At 63.5% G+C, this 18,281-nt stretch carries 20 protein-coding genes; 12 read left to right on the forward strand and 8 right to left on the reverse strand.

All coding sequences use genetic code 11. The features are described from left to right. Positions 1 to 34 precede the first annotated feature (34 nt). The 3 genes from yedA to EKL15_RS10045 all read right to left on the reverse strand — a co-directional run bounded on the left by yedA (position 35) and on the right by EKL15_RS10045 (position 2,391). Positions 35 to 955, reverse strand: a complete 921-nt coding sequence (gene yedA, locus EKL15_RS10035) for a drug/metabolite exporter YedA (protein WP_070914023.1) — start codon at positions 953 to 955, stop codon at positions 35 to 37. A 109-nt stretch (positions 956 to 1,064) separates the two neighbouring features. After that, positions 1,065 to 1,559 (reverse strand): DUF2878 domain-containing protein, encoded by a 495-nt coding sequence (locus EKL15_RS10040; protein WP_049200960.1) that lies wholly within the window; start codon positions 1,557 to 1,559, stop codon positions 1,065 to 1,067. Between the two features lie 178 nt (positions 1,560 to 1,737). Continuing rightward, complete coding sequence (locus EKL15_RS10045) at positions 1,738 to 2,391, reverse strand: metalloregulator ArsR/SmtB family transcription factor (RefSeq protein ID WP_060421189.1); 654 nt, start codon at positions 2,389 to 2,391, stop codon at positions 1,738 to 1,740. A gap of 103 nt (positions 2,392 to 2,494) precedes the next feature. On the opposite strand from EKL15_RS10045, the gene EKL15_RS10050 reads away from it, so the two are divergent. From EKL15_RS10050 to EKL15_RS10075, 6 genes are all read left to right on the forward strand, one after another. After that, positions 2,495 to 3,949 (forward strand): MFS transporter, encoded by a 1,455-nt coding sequence (locus tag EKL15_RS10050; protein WP_060440421.1) that lies wholly within the window; start codon positions 2,495 to 2,497, stop codon positions 3,947 to 3,949. A gap of 30 nt (positions 3,950 to 3,979) precedes the next feature. Continuing rightward, positions 3,980 to 4,828 carry an AraC family transcriptional regulator gene (locus tag EKL15_RS10055; RefSeq protein WP_049200955.1) on the forward strand — a complete coding sequence of 283 codons (849 nt, stop codon included), beginning with the start codon at positions 3,980 to 3,982 and terminating at the stop codon, positions 4,826 to 4,828. Between the two features lie 71 nt (positions 4,829 to 4,899). Then, positions 4,900 to 5,610, forward strand: coding sequence for an AzlC family ABC transporter permease (locus EKL15_RS10060; RefSeq protein WP_100396108.1), 711 nt, complete (start codon positions 4,900 to 4,902; stop codon positions 5,608 to 5,610). After that, on the forward strand, positions 5,607 to 5,918 hold the full coding sequence (locus EKL15_RS10065; RefSeq protein ID WP_203089397.1) for an AzlD domain-containing protein: 312 nt from the start codon (positions 5,607 to 5,609) through the stop codon (positions 5,916 to 5,918). The genes EKL15_RS10060 and EKL15_RS10065 overlap by 4 nt, the downstream gene beginning before the upstream one ends. A gap of 69 nt (positions 5,919 to 5,987) precedes the next feature. Further along, a complete protein-coding gene (locus EKL15_RS10070; RefSeq protein ID WP_100396107.1) occupies positions 5,988 to 6,557 on the forward strand; it encodes a helix-turn-helix domain-containing protein in 570 nt (189 codons plus the stop codon). Positions 6,558 to 6,559: 2 nt separating this feature from the next. Next, entirely contained in the window at positions 6,560 to 7,078 is a 519-nt protein-coding gene (locus EKL15_RS10075) for a GNAT family N-acetyltransferase (protein WP_100396106.1), read from the forward strand. Positions 7,079 to 7,081: 3 nt separating this feature from the next. Here EKL15_RS10075 and EKL15_RS10080 read toward each other — a convergent pair whose 3' ends face one another. From EKL15_RS10080 to ompC, 3 genes are all read right to left on the reverse strand, one after another. After that, positions 7,082 to 7,912 carry a 5'-nucleotidase, lipoprotein e(P4) family gene (locus tag EKL15_RS10080; protein WP_100396105.1) on the reverse strand — a complete coding sequence of 277 codons (831 nt, stop codon included), beginning with the start codon at positions 7,910 to 7,912 and terminating at the stop codon, positions 7,082 to 7,084. 17 nt (positions 7,913 to 7,929) lie between these two features. Next, the gene (locus EKL15_RS10085; protein WP_100396104.1) at positions 7,930 to 8,781 is read right to left on the reverse strand and encodes a GNAT family N-acetyltransferase; all 852 of its coding nucleotides are present in this window, start codon (positions 8,779 to 8,781) and stop codon (positions 7,930 to 7,932) included. 179 nt (positions 8,782 to 8,960) lie between these two features. After that, positions 8,961 to 10,058 (reverse strand): porin OmpC, encoded by a 1,098-nt coding sequence (gene ompC, locus EKL15_RS10090; protein ID WP_038880563.1) that lies wholly within the window; start codon positions 10,056 to 10,058, stop codon positions 8,961 to 8,963. A gap of 241 nt (positions 10,059 to 10,299) precedes the next feature. On the opposite strand from ompC, the gene EKL15_RS10095 reads away from it, so the two are divergent. From EKL15_RS10095 to dinG, 4 genes are all read left to right on the forward strand, one after another. Further along, positions 10,300 to 10,956 carry a glutathione S-transferase family protein gene (locus EKL15_RS10095; protein ID WP_100396103.1) on the forward strand — a complete coding sequence of 219 codons (657 nt, stop codon included), beginning with the start codon at positions 10,300 to 10,302 and terminating at the stop codon, positions 10,954 to 10,956. 124 nt (positions 10,957 to 11,080) lie between these two features. After that, on the forward strand, positions 11,081 to 11,413 hold the full coding sequence (locus EKL15_RS10100; protein WP_049200944.1) for a carboxymuconolactone decarboxylase family protein: 333 nt from the start codon (positions 11,081 to 11,083) through the stop codon (positions 11,411 to 11,413). After that, positions 11,403 to 11,795, forward strand: a complete 393-nt coding sequence (locus EKL15_RS10105) for a tautomerase family protein (protein WP_084826590.1) — start codon at positions 11,403 to 11,405, stop codon at positions 11,793 to 11,795. The genes EKL15_RS10100 and EKL15_RS10105 overlap by 11 nt, the downstream gene beginning before the upstream one ends. Before the next feature lie 66 nt (positions 11,796 to 11,861). Next, positions 11,862 to 14,060, forward strand: coding sequence for an ATP-dependent DNA helicase DinG (gene dinG, locus EKL15_RS10110; RefSeq protein ID WP_033637643.1), 2,199 nt, complete (start codon positions 11,862 to 11,864; stop codon positions 14,058 to 14,060). Here dinG and EKL15_RS10115 read toward each other — a convergent pair whose 3' ends face one another. Beyond that, a complete protein-coding gene (locus EKL15_RS10115) occupies positions 14,061 to 14,495 on the reverse strand; it encodes an Lrp/AsnC family transcriptional regulator (protein WP_038880548.1) in 435 nt (144 codons plus the stop codon). Positions 14,496 to 14,631: 136 nt separating this feature from the next. Between EKL15_RS10115 and EKL15_RS10120 the strand changes: the two genes are divergently transcribed. Then, positions 14,632 to 15,540 (forward strand): DMT family transporter, encoded by a 909-nt coding sequence (locus tag EKL15_RS10120; RefSeq protein ID WP_060421219.1) that lies wholly within the window; start codon positions 14,632 to 14,634, stop codon positions 15,538 to 15,540. A gap of 3 nt (positions 15,541 to 15,543) precedes the next feature. Here EKL15_RS10120 and prpR read toward each other — a convergent pair whose 3' ends face one another. Next, a complete protein-coding gene (prpR, locus tag EKL15_RS10125; RefSeq protein WP_203089398.1) occupies positions 15,544 to 17,133 on the reverse strand; it encodes a propionate catabolism operon regulatory protein PrpR in 1,590 nt (529 codons plus the stop codon). A 245-nt stretch (positions 17,134 to 17,378) separates the two neighbouring features. On the opposite strand from prpR, the gene prpB reads away from it, so the two are divergent. Next, the gene (prpB, locus tag EKL15_RS10130) at positions 17,379 to 18,269 is read left to right on the forward strand and encodes a methylisocitrate lyase (protein ID WP_100396101.1); all 891 of its coding nucleotides are present in this window, start codon (positions 17,379 to 17,381) and stop codon (positions 18,267 to 18,269) included. The last annotated feature ends 12 nt before the right edge of the window (positions 18,270 to 18,281 follow it).

The following is an 18,281-nucleotide window of genomic DNA, read 5'->3' on the forward strand; positions in this document are numbered from 1 at the left end:
TTAACGGCGGCCCACAGACCGACTTTTGCGATCGCTACCGTTCGCTGTCGATGGCCTGCACGCGGGCCGGGCGGGCGAACAGGTATTTCCCCAGCGTCACCAGCACCACCGCCGCCACGATGATCGCCAGCGCCAGCCACTCGCGCGGCGCCAGCGATTCGCCGGCAAAGCCGATGCCGAGCAGCACCGCCACCACCGGGTTGACGTAGGCGTAGCTGGTGGCGACCGCCGGGCGCACGTTCTTCAACAAAAACATATAGGCGCTGATCGCCAGCATCGAACCGAAGACGATCAGGTACCCCAGCGCCAGAAAGCCGCTGGTGCTCGGCATCTGAGTCAGGTGTTCGCCGCTCAGCTGGCTGGCGACCAATAACACCACGCCGGCGACCAGCATCTCCGCCGCGCCGGCCATCGGCCCGGCCGGCAGCGAGATGCGCGATCCCAATACCGAGCCGAAGGCCCAGCTGGCCGACGCCAGCAAAATGAGCAGCGCGCCGGTCGGGTTGCCCACCAGGTTGTTGCCGGTGTTGAGCAGCACGATGCCCACCAGCCCGAGCGCGATGCCGGCCCATTCCAGTTTGGTGTTGCGCATGCCCCACAGCAGGCTGAAGCAGAGGGTGAACAGCGGCACCGTCGCCACCATCACCGCGGCGATGCCGGACGGTACGTGTTGGTGCTCCGCTACCGTCACCAGGCCGTTGCCCACCGCCAGCAGCAGAATGCCGATGACGCCGGCGGCCAGCCACTGCTTCGGCGTCGGCAGCGCGTGGCCGCGCCAGGCCAGGAAGCTGAACAGCACGATGCCGGCGGTCAGAAAGCGAATGCCGGCCATCATCAGCGGCGGCCACTGCGCGACGCCGAGGCGAATGACGAAATAGGTGGAACCCCAAACGATATATAACGTGAACAACGCCCCGATCAACGGCAGGACGCTACGGCTTGGTTGGCTAAGCATAGGATTGTATTTTGCAGGGATGATTATTATTAGAACGCTCAGTAAACCCGATCGGGCAACCGATAAGCAATGGCCTTCGGCATTATTTTTCCCGGCCGCTGCCCGCCGTTCAGCTGTCCCGTCGTTTCCACTGCAGCCAGCTGACGGCCGGCAGATAAATCGACCAGCCGACGGCCAGCAGCAGCAGCATGAACTCCGGCGGCACGCCGGGCAGCAAGGCGTCTAGCTTCCAGGATACGGCGTAGGCGAAGGGGCCGACGGCGGCGCCCAGCACCGCCAGCGGCCAGGGGGCCGCTCTGACCACGTCCAGCAACCAATACCACCAGCAGCCGAAACCGATCCAAAGCGCGATGGCCCAGAGCGGCAGGCCGTGTTGCCCGCTGTAGTGCAGCACGCCGCTGTAGCTCCAAAGCCCATCCATGCCGATGCCGCCCAAGGCGGCCAGGGCCGCGCCTTTACGGCGGGCGGCGGGGGTAAAAATCAGCGCCAGCGCCGCGCCGGCCAGCAGTATGCCGTTGAGCCGATCGCGAGTCAGCAGCGCCAGCAGCCAGCAGACGCCCAGTCCCAGCGTCGCCAGCCAGAATCCGGCATGCGGCTTCTTCATCGTTCAACTCCCGTGGGGTTACTCTGCCGCTAGCGCGCCAGGCGCCGACGGATTTCTCAGGGCGGGCGCGAGGCCCGCTGTTTGCCTGAATGTTCGTTAATTCAACCTTAGAAGGGAAGGTGCGGGGTGCACAAGCAGAATAATCTGTACCGGTTGAAAACGTGGGCAAAAACCGGTGTTACAGGAGCGAAATGCGGTAGGCGCAGCGGCGCGAGCCGGCCAGAATGTGTTCGGCGCGCTCTACCTGCGCCTGCAGCACTTCGGTGAAGATACTCAACTCCGCCCGGCAGAAGCCCTGGCAGACGGTGGCGGCGGCGCAGATCGGGCAGTGATTTTCCACCAGCAGATAGGTACCGTCCTCTTCCTGGCGCCATTCGGCCATATAGCCTTCGCGGCAGCGGATCTCGGTCAGGCGCGCCACGCGCTCCTGCAGATCGGCGGCGCCGATCATCGCCTGCTTGTAGTTGATGCGGTTTTCCTGCTCGCGGGTCTCGATCAGCACATCGAGCGCCTGTTCGCCCAGCTTGTCGCGCACGGTGCGCAGCAGCTGCACCGTCAGATCCGCATGGGTGTCGGGAAAGCGCGCGTTGCCAGCCGAGGTCAAATGCCACAGCTGCACCGGGCGGCCCACGCCGCGCGTTTCCGCCACCGCTTCGACCAGTCCCTCTTTCGCCAGCTTGACGAACTGCTGGCGGGCCGCCTCACCGGTGGTACCGAGCACCTTTCCTGCGTCAGAAGCTTGCTGCGGGCCGCGGGTTTTCAATAGCGTCAGCAAGCGGTCACTGACCGATTGTGCGGTGCTGCCGCTATTTTCCAAGTTTATTCTTGACATATTTCTCCGCCTCGCCCTAACTTATTCCAAGATATCTCTTGTTAAATTTAACGCAATCTCATGACCAACTCAATGCCATTCCTCTGAAAACAGGACGACAACCGTGATAACCCATGACGATAGCCGCTGGAGCGACCTCTTCTCCGGCAAAAATGCGGCCAGTGCGATCGCGCTTTCGCTCGGCGTAGCGCTGCATGCCATCAATATTCTGGTCGCCACCACCATTCTGCCCTCGGTGGTGCAGGATATCGGCGGGCTGGATCTCTACGCCTGGAACACCACGCTGTTCGTGGTGGCGTCGATCCTCGGCTCCGCGCTGTCGGCCCGCTTGCTCAGCGGCTACGGCGCGCGCAGCGCCTATCTGGTGGCTTCGCTGTTCTTCATCGCCGGGGCGGCGCTGTGTGCGCTGGCGCCGAGCATGCCGGTGATGCTGATCGGCCGCACGGTGCAAGGCTTCGGCGGCGGGCTGATCTTTGCGCTCTCCTACGCGATGATCAACCTGGTGTTCGAGCAGCGATTGTGGCCGCGCGCCATGGCGCTCATCTCGGCGATGTGGGGCATCGCCACCCTGGTGGGGCCAGCGGTGGGCGGCATTTTCGCCGAGCTGCACGCCTGGCGTTGGGCCTTCGGCATTCTGCTGCCGATCATGGCGCTGTACGCCGCGTTTACCTTCCTGATCCTGCCCAAGGGCAAAGCGCAGCAGGCGGCCGCGCCGTTACCGGCCGCCCAGCTGCTGCTGTTGACCGTGGCGGTGCTGGTGGTGTCCGCCGGCAGCCTGGCGCACAGCGCCTGGATCAACCTGGCGGGCATCGCGCTCTCGCTGCTGCTGATGGCCTGGCTGCTGAAGCGTGAAGCGCACTCGAGGGCCCGTCTGTTACCGCACGGCGCACTGCGGCGCGGATCATCGTTGGCGGCGCTCTACATCACGACCGCGTTGCTGGTGATCGGCATGACCAGCGAGATCTTCGTGCCGTATTTCCTGCAGCTGCTGCACGGCCAGTCGCCGCTGATCTCCGGCTATATCGCCGCTGCCATGGCCGCCGGCTGGACGCTGTCCGAGATCCTCAGCTCCGGCTGGCGCGGGGCGGGTATTCGCCGGGCGATCGTCAGCGGGCCGCTGTTTGTGCTGGTGGGGCTGCTGGCGCTGGCGATCCTGATGCCGGTGCCGTCCGGTGGCCACTGGCAGGCGCTGGCGCCGATCGTCATTGCGCTGTTGCTGGTGGGATTCGGCATCGGTTTCGGCTGGCCGCACCTGCTGACGCGCATTTTGCAGGTGGCGCCTGAGGCGGACAAAGACATCGCCGGCGCTTCCATTACCACGGTGCAGCTGTTCGCCACCGCGTTCGGGGCGGCGCTGGCCGGGATGACGGCCAATCTGGCGGGGCTGAACGATCCGGGCGGGGCGGTGGGCGCGGCGTCGGCGGCGCGTTGGCTGTTCCTGGCGTTCGCGCTGGCGCCGCTGCTGGCGGTGTTCAGCGCCTGGCGCTGCGCGGCGATCGCGCCGCCGGGCGCCGAGACGGGCAATTTTGTACAAACCCCGCCCTCGCGTGAGTGCTAGAATGGCGCTCATTCAGCGGAGGTAGGCAAGATGAAGGTGGAAGGCGCAGCGCGCAAAGCATCCCGGGAACAGGCCCATTTCATGCACGTCGACGATCTCGGCGGGCTGGAAGTGCTGCAGGCCACCTACCGCCGCCAAACCTTCTCGCGCCACAGCCATGAAGGCTTCTGCGTGGGCGTCATCGACGACGGCGCCCAGCGTTTCTACCGCACCGGTGGCGAACACGTGGCGCCGCTGGGCAGCATCATTCTGGTCAACGCCGACGACATCCACACCGGCAGCTCCGCCACCGAAGAGGGATGGTCGTATCAGGCGATGTACCCGACGCCGGAGCTGCTGGCGTTTTTGTCGCGCGATCTGAAAACCGGCGCCGGCGCGACGCCTTATTTCCCCAACCCGGTGGTGCACGACGTCGGCCTGGCCGGCCAGCTGCGGATGGCGTTCAGCCTGCTGCGCAGCGATGAGAACCGGCTGATGAAAGAGACCATGGTGTTCTCGGCGCTGACCTGGCTGATGCTGCGGCACGGCAAAAGCCGCATCGATCCCACGCCGCAGAGCCGGGCGCAAAGCCAGGTGGCGCGGGTGAAAGCCTTTCTCGACGATTTCCCTGAGGCGGACATTTCGCTGCTGGAGCTGGCGGAGCGAGTGGCGCTCAGCCCTTATTACCTGCTGCGGCAGTTTCAGCAGGCCACCGGTCTGCCGCCGCACGCCTATCAAATTCAGGCGCGGCTGCGTAAAGCGCGCGGCATGCTGAAGGCCGGCAGCAGCGTGCTGGACAGCGCGCTGAGCTGCGGTTTTCACGATCAAAGCCATTTCCACCGCCATTTTCGCAAGTCGATGGGCATCACGCCGGGCGACTACGTCAAATCGCTGAAATAGTCGGGCAATCGGGTGCAATACCCGTGTGCGCCTGCGCCGTAAGCTGGCTTCTTCAACCGAAGGAGAAGCCCATGACTGATTCAATCCCCCTCATCACGCCGCCGTCTGCCCGCCTGCGCCCCGCGCTGCAGGGTGGGGTGGCGATCTTGCCGCTGTGCCTGGCGGTGGTACCGTGGGGCGTACTGGCGGGCTCGATGGCCCTGCAAAGCGGCCTGACGCCGGCGCAAGGGCTGGGCATGTCGGCTATCGTGTTCGCCGGGGCGGCGCAGCTGGTGGCGATGGGCATGATCAAGGGCGGCGCCGGGCTGCTGGCGATCCTGCTGTCGACCTTTTTCGTCACCGCCCAGCATTTTCTCTATGCGCTGCGGCTGCGGGAGCGCATTGCGCCGCTGCCGTTACGCTGGCGGCTGGCCCTGGGATTCTTGCTCACCGATGAACTGTTTGCGCTGACCGGCGAACAGGCGCCGGCGCGTTTCGACCGCTGGTATGCGCTGGGCGCCGGGCTGACCTTTTACCTGTGCTGGTTTCTCTCCACGCTGCTCGGCATCGTAGCCGCCGGCAGCGCCGGGGATCTGGACGGTTATGGGCTGGATTTTTCCATCGCCGCCACCTTTATCGCCATCGTGGTGCCGCTGGTGCGCAGCCTGCCGGTGTTGGCCTGCGTGCTGGCCGCGCTGCTGCTTTCCATTGTGTTGCACTATTTCCAGACGCCGGGCGCACTGGTGATCGCCACCGTGGCGGCGATGCTGGTCGGGCTGCTGTGCAGCGGGGGGCGCCGATGATCTGGCTGACGATAGTCTTGATGGGGCTGGTGGTGTTCTTCAACCGCTACTGCTTTTTGGCGCCGGGATTGCCACTGCGGTTATCGCCGCGCGTTAAAACGCTGCTGAGCTTTTCCGTGCCGGCGGTGCTGACGGCAATTTGCGGGCCGATTATCGCCTTCAGCGGCGACCAGCTGCGCGCCGCGCCGGATAACCCTTACCTGTGGGGGGCGGTGTTTGCCGTGATATTGGCGTTCTTTCTGCGCAACATGCTGGCGGTGGTGTTGCTGAGCCTGCTGATATTTATCGCGCTGCACGGCATTTTTTAAAATTCGCTTGCCATATCTCTAATTTGAGATTATTTCTCTTATATGGGATTTTTCGGCGGAGTGTGAGCGATGGATAACGGTTTGGAGACGGCCGACCTGAAGTTGGCGCAGCGGTTGGCGGATTTGCGCCAGCAGCAGGGGTGGTCGCTGGAGGCGCTGGCGCAACGCACCGGCCTTAGCCGGGCGACGCTCTCGCGGGTGGAGCGCACCGAAACCAGCCCGACGGCGTCGCTGCTGAACCGGCTGTGCGCCGCCTACGGGTTGACCATGTCGCGCCTGCTGAGCGAAATCGAAGACGAACCGCCGGAGCTGCTGCGGCCGCCGCAACAGCCGGTATGGGTCGATCGCGCCAGCGGTTTTCACCGTCGCTCCGTTTCCCCGCCTGCCGCGCTGTATAAGGCCGAATTTATCGAAGCCCGGCTCGATGCCGGCGCGCAGATCGATTACGACCTGCCGTCGATTCCGGCGCTGGAGCATCACCTCTGGCTGCTGTCCGGGCAGCTGGAGCTGACGCTGGAAGGGCGTGTTTTCCGGCTGTCGCCCGGCGATTGTCTGCGCTACCGCCTGTTCGGCGCTTCCCGTTTCCATGTCCCCGGCGATGAGCCGGCCCATTACACGCTCGTTATCTGCAGGCCATAGCCATGATTGAATTACAACAGTGGGACGCCGACGCGGCGCACAACGCCATGGCCGACCTGGCCGAAATGCTGCACGCCAGCGTGGCGCACGGCGCCAGCATCGGTTTTGTCATGCCTTTTACGCTGGAACAGGCGCGGGCGTTTTGGCAGGGGCTGCTGCCGGCCCTGGCGCGGGGCGAGCGCGCGATGCTGGTGGCGCTCGCGAACGGGCGGCCGGTCGGCACCGTGCAGCTGCTGTTGGCGATGCCGGACAATGGCCGCCACCGGGCGGAAGTGGTCAAGCTGATGGTGCACCCGCAGGCGCGGCGGCAGGGCGTCGCGCGGCTGTTGATGCAGGAAGTGCAGGCGCTGGCGGCGCGTCATCGCCGCAGCCTGTTGGTGCTGGATACCCTGAGAGGCAGTGCGGCGCAGGGGTTGTACCGCCAATTGGGGTTCGAAGCGGCAGGTGACATCCCGCAATACGCCCGCGCCAGCGACGGCGGGGCGCTGGAGGCCACCTGCTATATGTACAAACTGCTGTGAGGCTTAGCGCCCGCGCCAGGCTTTGATCGCCTGTTGGCGCACCTGCAGCTTCTGCTGCGGCGTCAGCTTGTTGTAATCGCGGGCCAGCCCGCTTTCCCAATCGCCGTACAGCGGGTTGGGCAGCACGATAAATTCGGTGCCGAACTTGCCCTGGTTCTCGCTGACGAACGCCCGGCGCTGCGCATTGTCCTTGTGATAAGTCGCGGCGCCGAAGTCGTTCAGGTTGTCGCCCGCGTACACCACGATGTCATAGCCGGCTTGTTTGATGGCGTCGAAGCGCGCCTGCTTATTGGAGGTGTCGGTGCTGAGCAGCACGGTCTTTTCCGACATGCCGGTGAAACCGAGCTTCTGCATGTTGGCCACTGTGGCGGCGTACTCGCTCTGCTTGCGGTTCGATACGTAGAACATCGTCCCCTGATGGGTGTTAACGTAACGGGCAAACGACACCGCGCCCGGCACCGCGCCGGCCTGTTCGGCCTGCGTCCATTGGGCCCAGGTGGCGCCGTCGTACGGCTGGCCCTGCTGCGCCTGCCAGCCGGAGTAGGCGCTGTTGTCCAGCATGGTTTCATCCAGATCGACCACCACCGCCTTTTTACGGCCCGGCGCGGCCTTGGCCTGATCGAAGGCGCGCTGCGCGCTGTTGAACGCCTGATGCGCCAACGCCTGGTATTCGCCGGACTGTTGGAACCAGTTCACCGCCAGCACCGACTGATCCGCCAGCCGTTGCTGGGCCTGGGCGTCGGTGTGCGGCGGCTGCGCGCAACCGGCCAACGTCAGCAGCGCGACGCCGACCGCCGCGCCGAGGGTGAGTTTCCTTGCCTGTTTTCCTGCCATCGTTATCTCTCTCGGTTTTATTCTTGTGGGCTGTCCAGCAGCATATCCATCTCGAACTGGCGCAGGGGATCCTGCCGCCAGCCAAGATGCGTAAAGAAGGGGGCCGCCACCTCGGGCACAAAGACGTTGGCGGTCAGCGGCAAAGGGGCGAACCGCGTTTGCAGGGCGGCCAGCAAGGCGCGCGCATGCCCCTGGCCGCGGTGCTGCGGCGGCACGTAGATCAGGCGCAGCCAGCAGTGCTCGGCGCCGGGCATCACCACGGCGTAGGCTTGACGATTGAGCGTATAGGCCTGCGGTTTGCCCGGCAGCTTGAACAGCGATTCGGGGGCGATCAGCCAGGGCAGGTCGGTGGCGCCTTCCGCCGTCAGGCGATGGCTGACGGTCAGCGGATCGACTGCCTGCAGCGCCGCCGTGCCTGGCGGCGCTTCCGCCGGCGCCTGATGGCCGCTCAGGGTGCGCACGATGCGCAGCCCGGCGCGATGATACAGCGCCAGCGCGGCTTCGTTGCCTTCGATCACTTCCAGCGACAGCCGTCGGTCGCCGCGCTGGCGGGCATCCGCCACCAGCCGCTGCATCAGCGCCTTGCCCAGCCCCTGGCCGCGCATCTCCGGGCGCACGGAAAAGGCCGCAATCCGGCTGTGCCGGCCGCGGCGGGCGATCAGCGCCACCGCCACCGGTTCATGGCGGTGGGTGACGATCAGGCTGTCGTTCAGGCTGAGATCCTCAGCGCCGAAGCGGGCGGCGAAGGTCGGTCCGTCGAGCACGAAGCGCACGATGTAGTTTTCAAAACAGTGGTTGAGGATGTTTGCCAGTTCGTTGCTGCTGTAGCGCAGGGCGTTGTGGTAGTCGAAGCGTCCGTCGTTATGCATGGCTGATTCCGCTCGGGGGGAAAGCTATACATGTAGACCCGTTTGTTTTGCAAGGCAAGCGGGGGCATTCGTTGGCGGGAAAATAAAAACAAAAAAGCCGGACGCAGCCGCCCGGCGAAATAAAACTCTGGGTATCAAGTGACGCTAAAGTTTGCAGTGGTGGTTATTCATTCATCACATCAGAACTGGTAGGTCAGGGCGACGGCAATCACGTTGTCGTCTTTCAGACCCAGCTTGTTATTGCTGTCGAGCTGGTTGATTTTATAATCGACATAGGTCGACATGTTCTTGTTGAAATAGTAGTACGCGCCGACATCGATATATTTCACCAGGTCGGCATCGCCGATGCCTTCAATATCTTTGCCTTTCTGCTGAACGTAACCCAGCGATGGGCGCAGACCGAAATCGAACTGATATTGCGCAACCAATTCCAAGCCTTCCGCTTTATTGGCGAAGCCGCTGACGGAGGTGGAACGGTTATTGATGGTGGCGGTGCCGGAAATAGGCGCGATGTTGCGGCTTTCCGAGTAGGTGGCAGCCAGGTAGACATCGTTGTTGTCGTATTTCATACCGGCGGCCCAGATATCGGCCTTGTCGCCTTTGCCGAAGGTGCCCGCTTTCTGGCTGGCGGTACGGTTGGAAGAGGCATAGGCGGCACCCACGCTCAGGCCGTCGATAATTTCATAGCTGGAGGAAAGGCCCCAACCGTCGCCGTTCGCCTTGCTGGCGGAGCGGCCGTCGTTTTCGTTCTTGCCCTGGTACTGCACGGCGAATTTCAGGCCGTCAACCAGACCGAAGAAGTTGTTATTACGATAGGTGGCAACGCCGTTGGTGCGGCCGTTCATGAAGTTGTCGGTCTTGACGTAAGCATCGTCGCCGAATTCAGGCAGCATATCCGTCCAGGCGCCGACGTCGTAAATAATGCCGTAGTTGCGACCGTAATCGAAAGAGCCGAAGTCTTTATATTTCAGACCGGCGAAGCCCAGACGCGTTTTAGTGTCTTTAGTGCCGTCGGATTCAGAATGGTTGGCGGCGATCTGATATTCCCACTGGCCGTAACCGGTCAGCATGTCATTAATCTGAGTCGCGCCTTTAAAGCCGATACGGACGTAGGTTTTATCACCGTCGTTGCCGGCATCATCGGAGAAATAATGCAGGGCTTTCACACGACCGTAAAAATCGAGTTTGTTGCCGTCTTTATTGTAGATTTCTGCTGCCTGTGCCGCTTGCGCAAGTAAAAGTGCCGGAATAATAACGGCCAGAAGATTACGTTTCATGAGTTACCCTGCTTTATTCGATTGAAAGACGCTTATCATCAGTTGCATTGCTGTTTTACTGTGCCGCCTGATTGTTTGCGGCGGAGAATTTTTACCGTAGTAATGTGATCTATTTATGACAAAAAATTCATTTTCATGTCGAACGATTAAAAAAGTCGCGCAAAGGGTGAATTTTTTCTTCAGCCGATGGTCGGCGGCTGGTCTACAGTTACCGATACCTTGTTCCGCTGCGGGAGGAATCATGCACGATACTTATACTTTGTTCGGTACGCAGGGCTGCGGCTCGACGATCGTGGCCGCCGCGTTGGCGTTGACCGCTTTCCCCTGGGGCTATGAGGAAGTGGACTACACGCAGGACGGCCCGGAGCGCGATCGCCTGCTGGCGCTGAACCCGTTGGGTCAGGTGCCCACCTTAGTGTTGCCCAATGACGAAGTGATGACGGAGAGTGCGGCGATTATTCTGCTGCTGCACGATCGCGCACCGCATGCCGAGCTGGCGCCGCCCGGCGGTTCGCCGCTGTTGCCGCGTTTTCTGCGCTGGCTGCTGTTCATCAACGCGGAGATTTACCCCACCTTCACCTATGCCGACCATCCGCAGCACTGGCAGCCGCAGGCGGCGGGGGCGGAACAGCTGAAAAACGCGGTAATGGCTTATCGCGAGCGTTTATTGCAGCAGCTGAACGCCGCCGCCGGCGCAGCGGGCCCGTGGTTTCTCGGCAAGAGCTTCAGCGCGTTGGATCTGTACGTGGCGGTGATGTGCCACTGGCGGCCGGGTCGCGCGTGGTTCCGGCAACACTGTCCGCGGCTGTACGCCATCGCTGAACGGGTGGAACAGCGGCCGGAGCTGAATGCGCTGCTGAGCGCGCAGTTCGACGGCGTTGCCCCGCTGGAATCGTGAATCCTCCCCGCCGCCCGGCGGGGAACCCTCCCGTTTTTCTGAACCGAGACTGCCGAAAATCCCGATTTTCACTCGCTGCGGCGGCGGGTAGCGTAAGGCTATCCGCAACTGACAGGAGAGTGTGATGCCATCAGAATCCCAGGCCGGGCAACAGGCGTTCGGCGATATTGCCCCCAAGCTGGCGCAGCTCAGCGACCGAGTGTTGTTTGACGATATTTGGCAGCGGCCGGCGCTGAGCCCGCGCGAGCGCAGCCTGATTACCGTCGCCGCGCTGGTGGCGCTCAACCGCGTGGAACAGCTGCCGTTTCACCTGCAGCTGGCGCAGCGCAACGGCGTGACGCGTCAGCAGCTGGCCGAGCTCATCACCCATCTGGCGTTCTACGCCGGCTGGCCCGCGGCGGCGTCGGCCGTGGCGCGCCTGCGCGAGCTGGAACAGGAGGCCAATCATGCCGTTTAGCCGTATCGCCCTGCTTCAGGGCAAGTCCGCCGACTATCTGCAAACCCTGTCCGACAGCCTGCATCAGGCGCTGGTGGAGGCCTTTGAGGTGCCGCCGACGGATAAATTTCAGGTGATCGATCAATACCGCCCCGGTGAGCTTATCTACGATCGCGACTATCTCGGCGGGCCGCGCAGCGCGGATTTCGTGCTGTTTTATATCACCGCCGGGCGGCCGCGCGACACCGACACCAAGCGGCGTTTCTACGGGCGGCTGGCGGCGTTGCTGGCGGAAAACCTGCGGCTGCGCCCCGAGGATGTGATGGTGGTGATCACCACCACCCAGTTGGACGAGTGGTCGTTCAGCGCCGGGCGCGCCTCGATGATCGATCCGCAGACGTAACTCGGGCTGACGCCGCGGGCGGTCTGTGGGACAATAGCGCCATCATTTCGTTTAGATAAGAGTTGAATGGCGCTCTCCTCCGCAGTTAAAGATCAGATTGGCCAGTGGTACAAAGCCCTGCAGCAGCAAATACCGGATTTTATTTCCCGCGCGCCCCAGCGCCAGATGATCGCCGAGGTGGCGAAGACGCTGGCCGGTGACTACCCGCGCCATCTGGCGATCGAGGCGCCGACCGGCGTCGGTAAAACGCTGTCTTACCTGATCCCGGGCATCGCCGTCGGGCGGGCGGAGAGCAAACCGCTGGTGGTCAGCACCGCCAACGTGGCGCTGCAGGACCAGATCTACAGCAAAGATTTGCCGCTGCTGAAGAAGATTATCCCCGATCTGAAATTTACCGGCGCCTTTGGCCGTGGGCGCTACGTGTGCCCGCGCAACCTGGCGGCGATGAGCACCGACGTCAGTCAACAGGGCGATCTGACGCTGTTCCTCGACGACGAGCTGGCGCCGTCCAGCGGCGAAGAGCAGGCGCTGTGCCAGAAGCTGACCAAGGCGCTGGCTCGCTTCGAGTGGGATGGGCTGCGCGATCACTATCAACAAAGCATCGACGATCCGCTGTGGGCCAAGCTGAGCACCGACAAGGCCAACTGCCTGGGGCGCAACTGCCACTACATTCGCGAATGCCCGTTCTATATTGCCCGCAAAGAGATCGAGAGCGCCGACGTGGTGGTGGCTAATCACGCTCTGGTGATGGCGGCACTGGAGACGGAGTCGGTGCTGCCGAACCCGAAAGAGCTGCTGCTGGTGTTGGACGAAGGCCACCATTTGCCTGAGGTGGCGCGCGACGCGTTGGAGATCGATGGGGAAATTACCGCGCTGTCGACCAACCTGCAGCTGGACATGATCGTGCGGCAGGTCGAGCAGTGCATGACGCAGTACCGGCCGAAGAATCCGCCGGGGCTGGCCAACAGCGAGCGGCTGAAGAACCATTGTGAGGAGCTGCGCGAGCTGGTGCAGATCTTCGAGCATCAGGTCAGCGCCTACCTGCCCGGCGACAGCGTGGCAGCCGAGCACCGTTTTGAAATGGGCGAGCTGCCGGCGGAGATGGTGGAGAGTTGCGCGCGGCTGTTCAAACTGACCGATGCGCTGCGCGGGCTGGCGGAGTTCGTGCTTAACGATCTCACCGAGCAGACCGGCAAGCATGACATCGTGCGCCTGCACCGGTCGATCATTCAGATGAGCCGCACGCTGGGCTATCTGGAAGCGATGAGCAAGCTGTGGCGGCTGGCGGCGCTCGACAAGTCGTCCAACGCGCCGATCTCCAAATGGGTCACGCGCGAGCTGCGCGATAACGTTACCCATCTCTACCTGCACTGCGTCGGCATCCGCGTCAGCGACCAGCTGGAGAAGCTGCTGTGGCGCAAGGTGCCGCACGTGGTGGTCACCTCGGCCACGCTGCGTTCGCTGAACAGCTTCGCGCGTTTGCAGGAGATGAGCGGGTTGAGCGAGAAGGCCGGCGATCGCTTCGAAACGCTCTCTTCGCCGTTCAATCATGTCGAACAGGGCAAGATTGTCATTCCGCAAATGCGCTATGAACCGGCGCTCGCCAACGAGGCGGAGCACCTCGAGGAGATGGCGCGATGTTTCCGCGCCGAGCAGGCGAGCGGCAAACACAAAGGCATGCTGATCCTGTTCAGCAGCCACCGGGCGATGCAGACTTTCCTCAGCTACGTGACCGATCTGCGGCTGATGCTGCTGGTGCAGGGCGACCAGCCGCGCTACCGGCTGGTGGAAGAACACCGCAAGCGGGTGGAGAAGGGCGTCGCCAGCGTGCTGGTGGGGCTGCAATCGTTCGCCGAAGGGTTGGATCTGAAAGGCGAGCTGCTGACCCAGGTACACATTCACAAAATTGCGTTCCCGCCGATCGACAGCCCGGTGATCATTACCGAAGGCGAGTGGCTGAAATCGCTGAAGCGCTATCCTTTCGAAGTGCAGAGCCTGCCGAGCGCCTCGTTCAACCTGATCCAGCAGGTCGGCCGCCTGATCCGCAGCAACCAATGCTACGGCGAGATCGTGATCTACGATCGCCGGCTGTTGACCAAAAACTACGGTTCGCGGCTGTTGGCGTCGCTGCCGGTGTTCCCGATCGAACAGCGCGCGGTGCCGGAGGCCGACAAGGCGCATCTGGCGGCGCTGAAATCCGCCGCCGACGCGGCCAAAAAAGAGAAGAAGCGCGGCAACCCGTTTGCCCGCAAGCGGCGGCGTTAATCAGAGCAGCGGCGGCAGGCGGCGTTTGACCGGCGTGGTTTTCACGATCGAGGTGTTGCTCTGCGCATGCTCGGCCAGCCGATCGAGGGTGTGGTCGAGCTGTTCCATCGAGTGCGCCACCAGCCGCACGATAAAGCAGTCTTCGCCGGTCACCTTATCGCACTCGACCACTTCCGGGATCGCCTGAATCAGCTGTTCAACCTTCTTCAGCATGCCCGGCAGCGGCTTGATACGCACCAGTGACTCGAAGGCGTAGCCCACCGCCTGCAGATTGACGTTCAGGGTATAGCCCTGGATCACGCCGCTTTCCTCCAGCCGCCGCAGCCTTTCCGACGTGCTCGGCGATGACAGCCCCACCTGCGCGCTCAGCGTCTTCAACGACGCGCGTGCGTCCTGCGCCAAAAGAGTCAGGATCTGGCGATCGATATCATCCATAACGCCTCCGTTAGGTATTTTCTTTATTATAGCTACGAGAAAAAGGCAGTTAAGCATATCTGCCTTTTTTATGCTATGGAAAGCCGTCCCGCGAAGCCGCAAGCTATGCCTCTGGGCAAGTTTGGAGGAACGCAGAATGAATGCAGAGATAAAACGCGGCTCGCTGGAGATGACGGCGGCGATGCTGATTTCCGGCTCCATCGGCTGGTTTGTGCTGATGTCCGGCCAGCCGGTGGTCAACGTGGTGTTTTGGCGCTGCGCGGTGGGGGCGCTGGTGCTGCTGGCGGTGTGCGGCGCGCTGGGGCAGCTGCGGCGCGATGCGCTGACGCGCGCCACGCTGCTGCTGGCGATCGCCGGCGGCGTCGCGCTGGTGATCAACTGGCTGCTGCTGTTTGCCGCCTATTCCTATGCCTCTATCTCCATCGCCACGGCGGTGTACAACACCCAGCCGTTTATACTGGTGGGGCTGGGGGCGCTGTTTCTGGGGGAGCGGCTGACCGCCCGCAAGCTGCTGTGGCTGGGGCTGGCGTTCGGCGGCATGATGCTGGTGGTGCTGGCGCAGCCGCGGCAGGCGGGGGAACAGAGTCATTATTTGGCGGGCATCGCGCTGGCGCTCGGGGCGGCGTTTTTCTACGCCCTGATGGCGCTGGCGGCCAAGCGGCTGAAGGGCACGCCGCCGCATCTTATTGCGCTGATCCAGGTGGCGGTGGGGGCGGTGATGCTGTTGCCGCTGGTGGATTTCCACGTTTCGGCCAGCGTTGGGCAGTGGGGAATGCTGGCGACGCTCGGCGTGCTGCACACCGGCCTGATGTATGTGTTGATGTACGGCGCCCTGCAGAAGCTGCCGACCAACCTGATCGGCTCACTGTCGTTCATCTACCCGGTCGCCGCCATGCTGGTGGATCGCCTGGCGTTTGGCCACCGCCTGTCGGCGTGGCAGCTGCTGGGCGCGGCGATCATTCTGCTGGCGGCGGCGGGCATGAACCTGCTGGGCGAGCGGCGAGCGCGGCTGCTGCCGGCCTCGGACGGCCGGCGCGCCGGCTGAGCCTCAGGCCGGGTGTTTCAACCGGCGCCATAAGGTGGTTCGGCTGATCCCGAGCAACCGGGCGGCGGCGGCGTGGTCGCCCCCACATCGCGCCAGCGCTTCGTGGGCGGAGACGGGCGCTGGCGGCGTCTCGGGCGGCGTGCCCGTCGCCAGCTCCGGCAGCAGCCAGCGCAGCGTCTCGCCGCTCGGCGCGGCGCCGGTGCTCAGCATCAGCGCCACCCGCTCCATCATGTTGCGCAGTTCGCGCAGGTTGCCGGGCCAGGCGTAATGATTCAGCGCGGCGTAACAGCCGGCCATGGCGGCGCGCAGCGGCTCCGTCAGCGGCACGTCGAGCGCCGCCAGTGACCGTTTCAGAAAGTGTTCCGCCAGCATCGCGATATCGTCGCCGCGCGCCCGCAGCGGCGGCAGCTGCAGCCGCAGGGCGCTCAGGCGGTAGAACAGATCGGCGCGAAAGTCGCCCCGTTGAATCGCCTGCTCCAGGTGGTTGTGGGTGGCGCTGATGACGCGAAAGTCGACCGCCACCGGCTGCTGCCCGCCGACTCGGGTGACGGCCTTCTCTTCCAGCGCGCGCAGCAGCCGGGTTTGCAGGTGCAGCGGCATTTCGCCGATCTCATCCAGAAACAGGGTGCCACCGTTGGCGGTTTCCAGCAGCCCGCGTCGGCCGCCGCGCCGTGAGCCGGTAAAGGCGCCTTCCTCATAGCCGAACAGCTCCGCCTCCAGCAGCGATTCGGCGATGGCGCCGCAGTTGATGGCGACGAACGGCGGCGTCGCGCCCCTGGCCGGTGCGCCGCGCCGGGAAAAGTATTCCCGGTGGATCGCCTGCGCCGCCAGCTCCTTGCCGGTGCCGGTTTCTCCTTCAATTAATACCGCCGCCGGCGAGCGGGCGTACAGCATGATGGTGCGCCGCGTTTGCTCCATCTGCGGGGACTCGCCCTGCAAATCGTCCAGCCCGTAGCGCGGTTGCAGGGTATTGCGCGCGGCGTAATCGCCGCCGCGTTTGCTGCCGCCCCGCATCAGGCGCGTCACGTCCAGCGCATCGCTGAAGGCGGCGCGCAGGGTGGCGGCGGAATAGAGAAAAATGGCGGTGAGCCCGGCCTCTTCCGCCAGATCGCTGATGAGGCCGGCGCCGACCACCGCCTGAATGCCGGCGGCTTTCAGCTCGGCGATCTGGCCGCGGGCGTCTTCTTCGGTGACGTAGCTGCGCTGCTCCAGCGGCAGATCGAAGGTTTGCTGGAACTCCAGCAGCGCGGGCAGAGGGGTCTTATAGGTGATGACGCCGATCCGATCGGCGGTTCTGCGCGCCTTGCTCAGCGCCTGCAGCAGATCGAAACCGCCGGGCTTGACCAGGATGACCGGCACCGACAGCCGGCTTTTCAGGTAGGCGCCGTTGGAGCCGGCGGCGATGATGGCGTCGCAAGGCTCGGTTGCCAGGCGGGCGCGGATGTGCTGCACCGCCTCCTCAAAGCCGAGGCGGATCGGGATGATGGTTGCCAGATGGTCGAACTCGAGGCTGATGTCCCGGAACAGATCGAACAGGCGGGTGATGGAGACGGTCCAGATCACCGGTTTGTCCGGCGTGACGTGATCGCTCATGGTGGGTTACCAAATGGAAGTGGCTGCATTAGGTGTAGCCCGGTTTCAGTGATGTTTCAAATTTACTGTGTGAAACAACGATTGAAACGTTAACTGAAACGTTTTTTACTCCTTTGCCAGGCTAATGGCGCTGAAGATGTTGTAACTCACTTATTTTTATCGCGTTTAATTTTTCCCCTCACTGAAGTACAACCTGGCCCGCCCCTTGCTCTGTCTGTTTCATCTGGCTAATCGGAGAAAACGTCATGACGCTGCGCTCACCCGGGCTCGCCTTTCGTCAGGCCCTGAGTAAAGAAAAACCCCTGCAAATCGCCGGCGCGATCAACGCTAACCATGCGCTGCTGGCCCAGCGGGCCGGATTCCAGGCCATCTACCTTTCCGGCGGCGGCGTGGCGGCCGGTTCGCTGGGGCTGCCGGATCTGGGCATTTCGACCCTGGACGATGTGCTGACCGACATTCGCCGCATCACCGACGTTTGCCCGCTGCCGCTGCTGGTGGATGTGGACAGTGGTTTCGGCGCTTCGGCGTTCAACGTTGCCCGCACGGTGCGCTCGGTGAGCAAGGCCGGGGCGGCGGCGCTGCATATCGAAGATCAGGTCGGCGCCAAGCGCTGCGGCCATCGGCCCAATAAGGCCATCGTCTCCACCGAAGAGATGGTGGATCGCATCAAGGCGGCGGTGGATGCGCGCAGCGATCCGGACTTCGTGATCATGGCGCGCACCGACGCGCTGGCAGTGGAGGGGCTGGAGGCGGCCATCGAGCGCGCTCAGGCTTACGTGGCGGCCGGGGCCGACATGCTGTTCCCGGAAGCGATCACCGAACTGGGCATGTACCGCCGCTTCGCTGAAGCGACGCAGGTGCCGATCCTGGCCAATATCACCGAGTTCGGCGCGACGCCGCTGTTTACCACCGACGAGTTGCGCAGCACCCAGGTGGATATGGCGCTGTATCCGCTGTCGGCCTTCCGGGCGATGAACCGCGCGGCGGAGCGGGTATACCGCGCCCTGCGCGAGGAGGGCACGCAGAAAAGCGTCATCGACACCATGCAGACCCGCAACGAGCTGTACGAAAGCATCAACTACTATTTGTTCGAAGAGAAACTCGACGCTCTGTTCGCTCGCCAGCGCGACGAATAAGCGCCATTCACG

This window comes from Serratia sp. 4542, from assembly GCF_016805595.1.
Lineage (GTDB): Bacteria > Pseudomonadota > Gammaproteobacteria > Enterobacterales > Enterobacteriaceae > Serratia > Serratia nevei.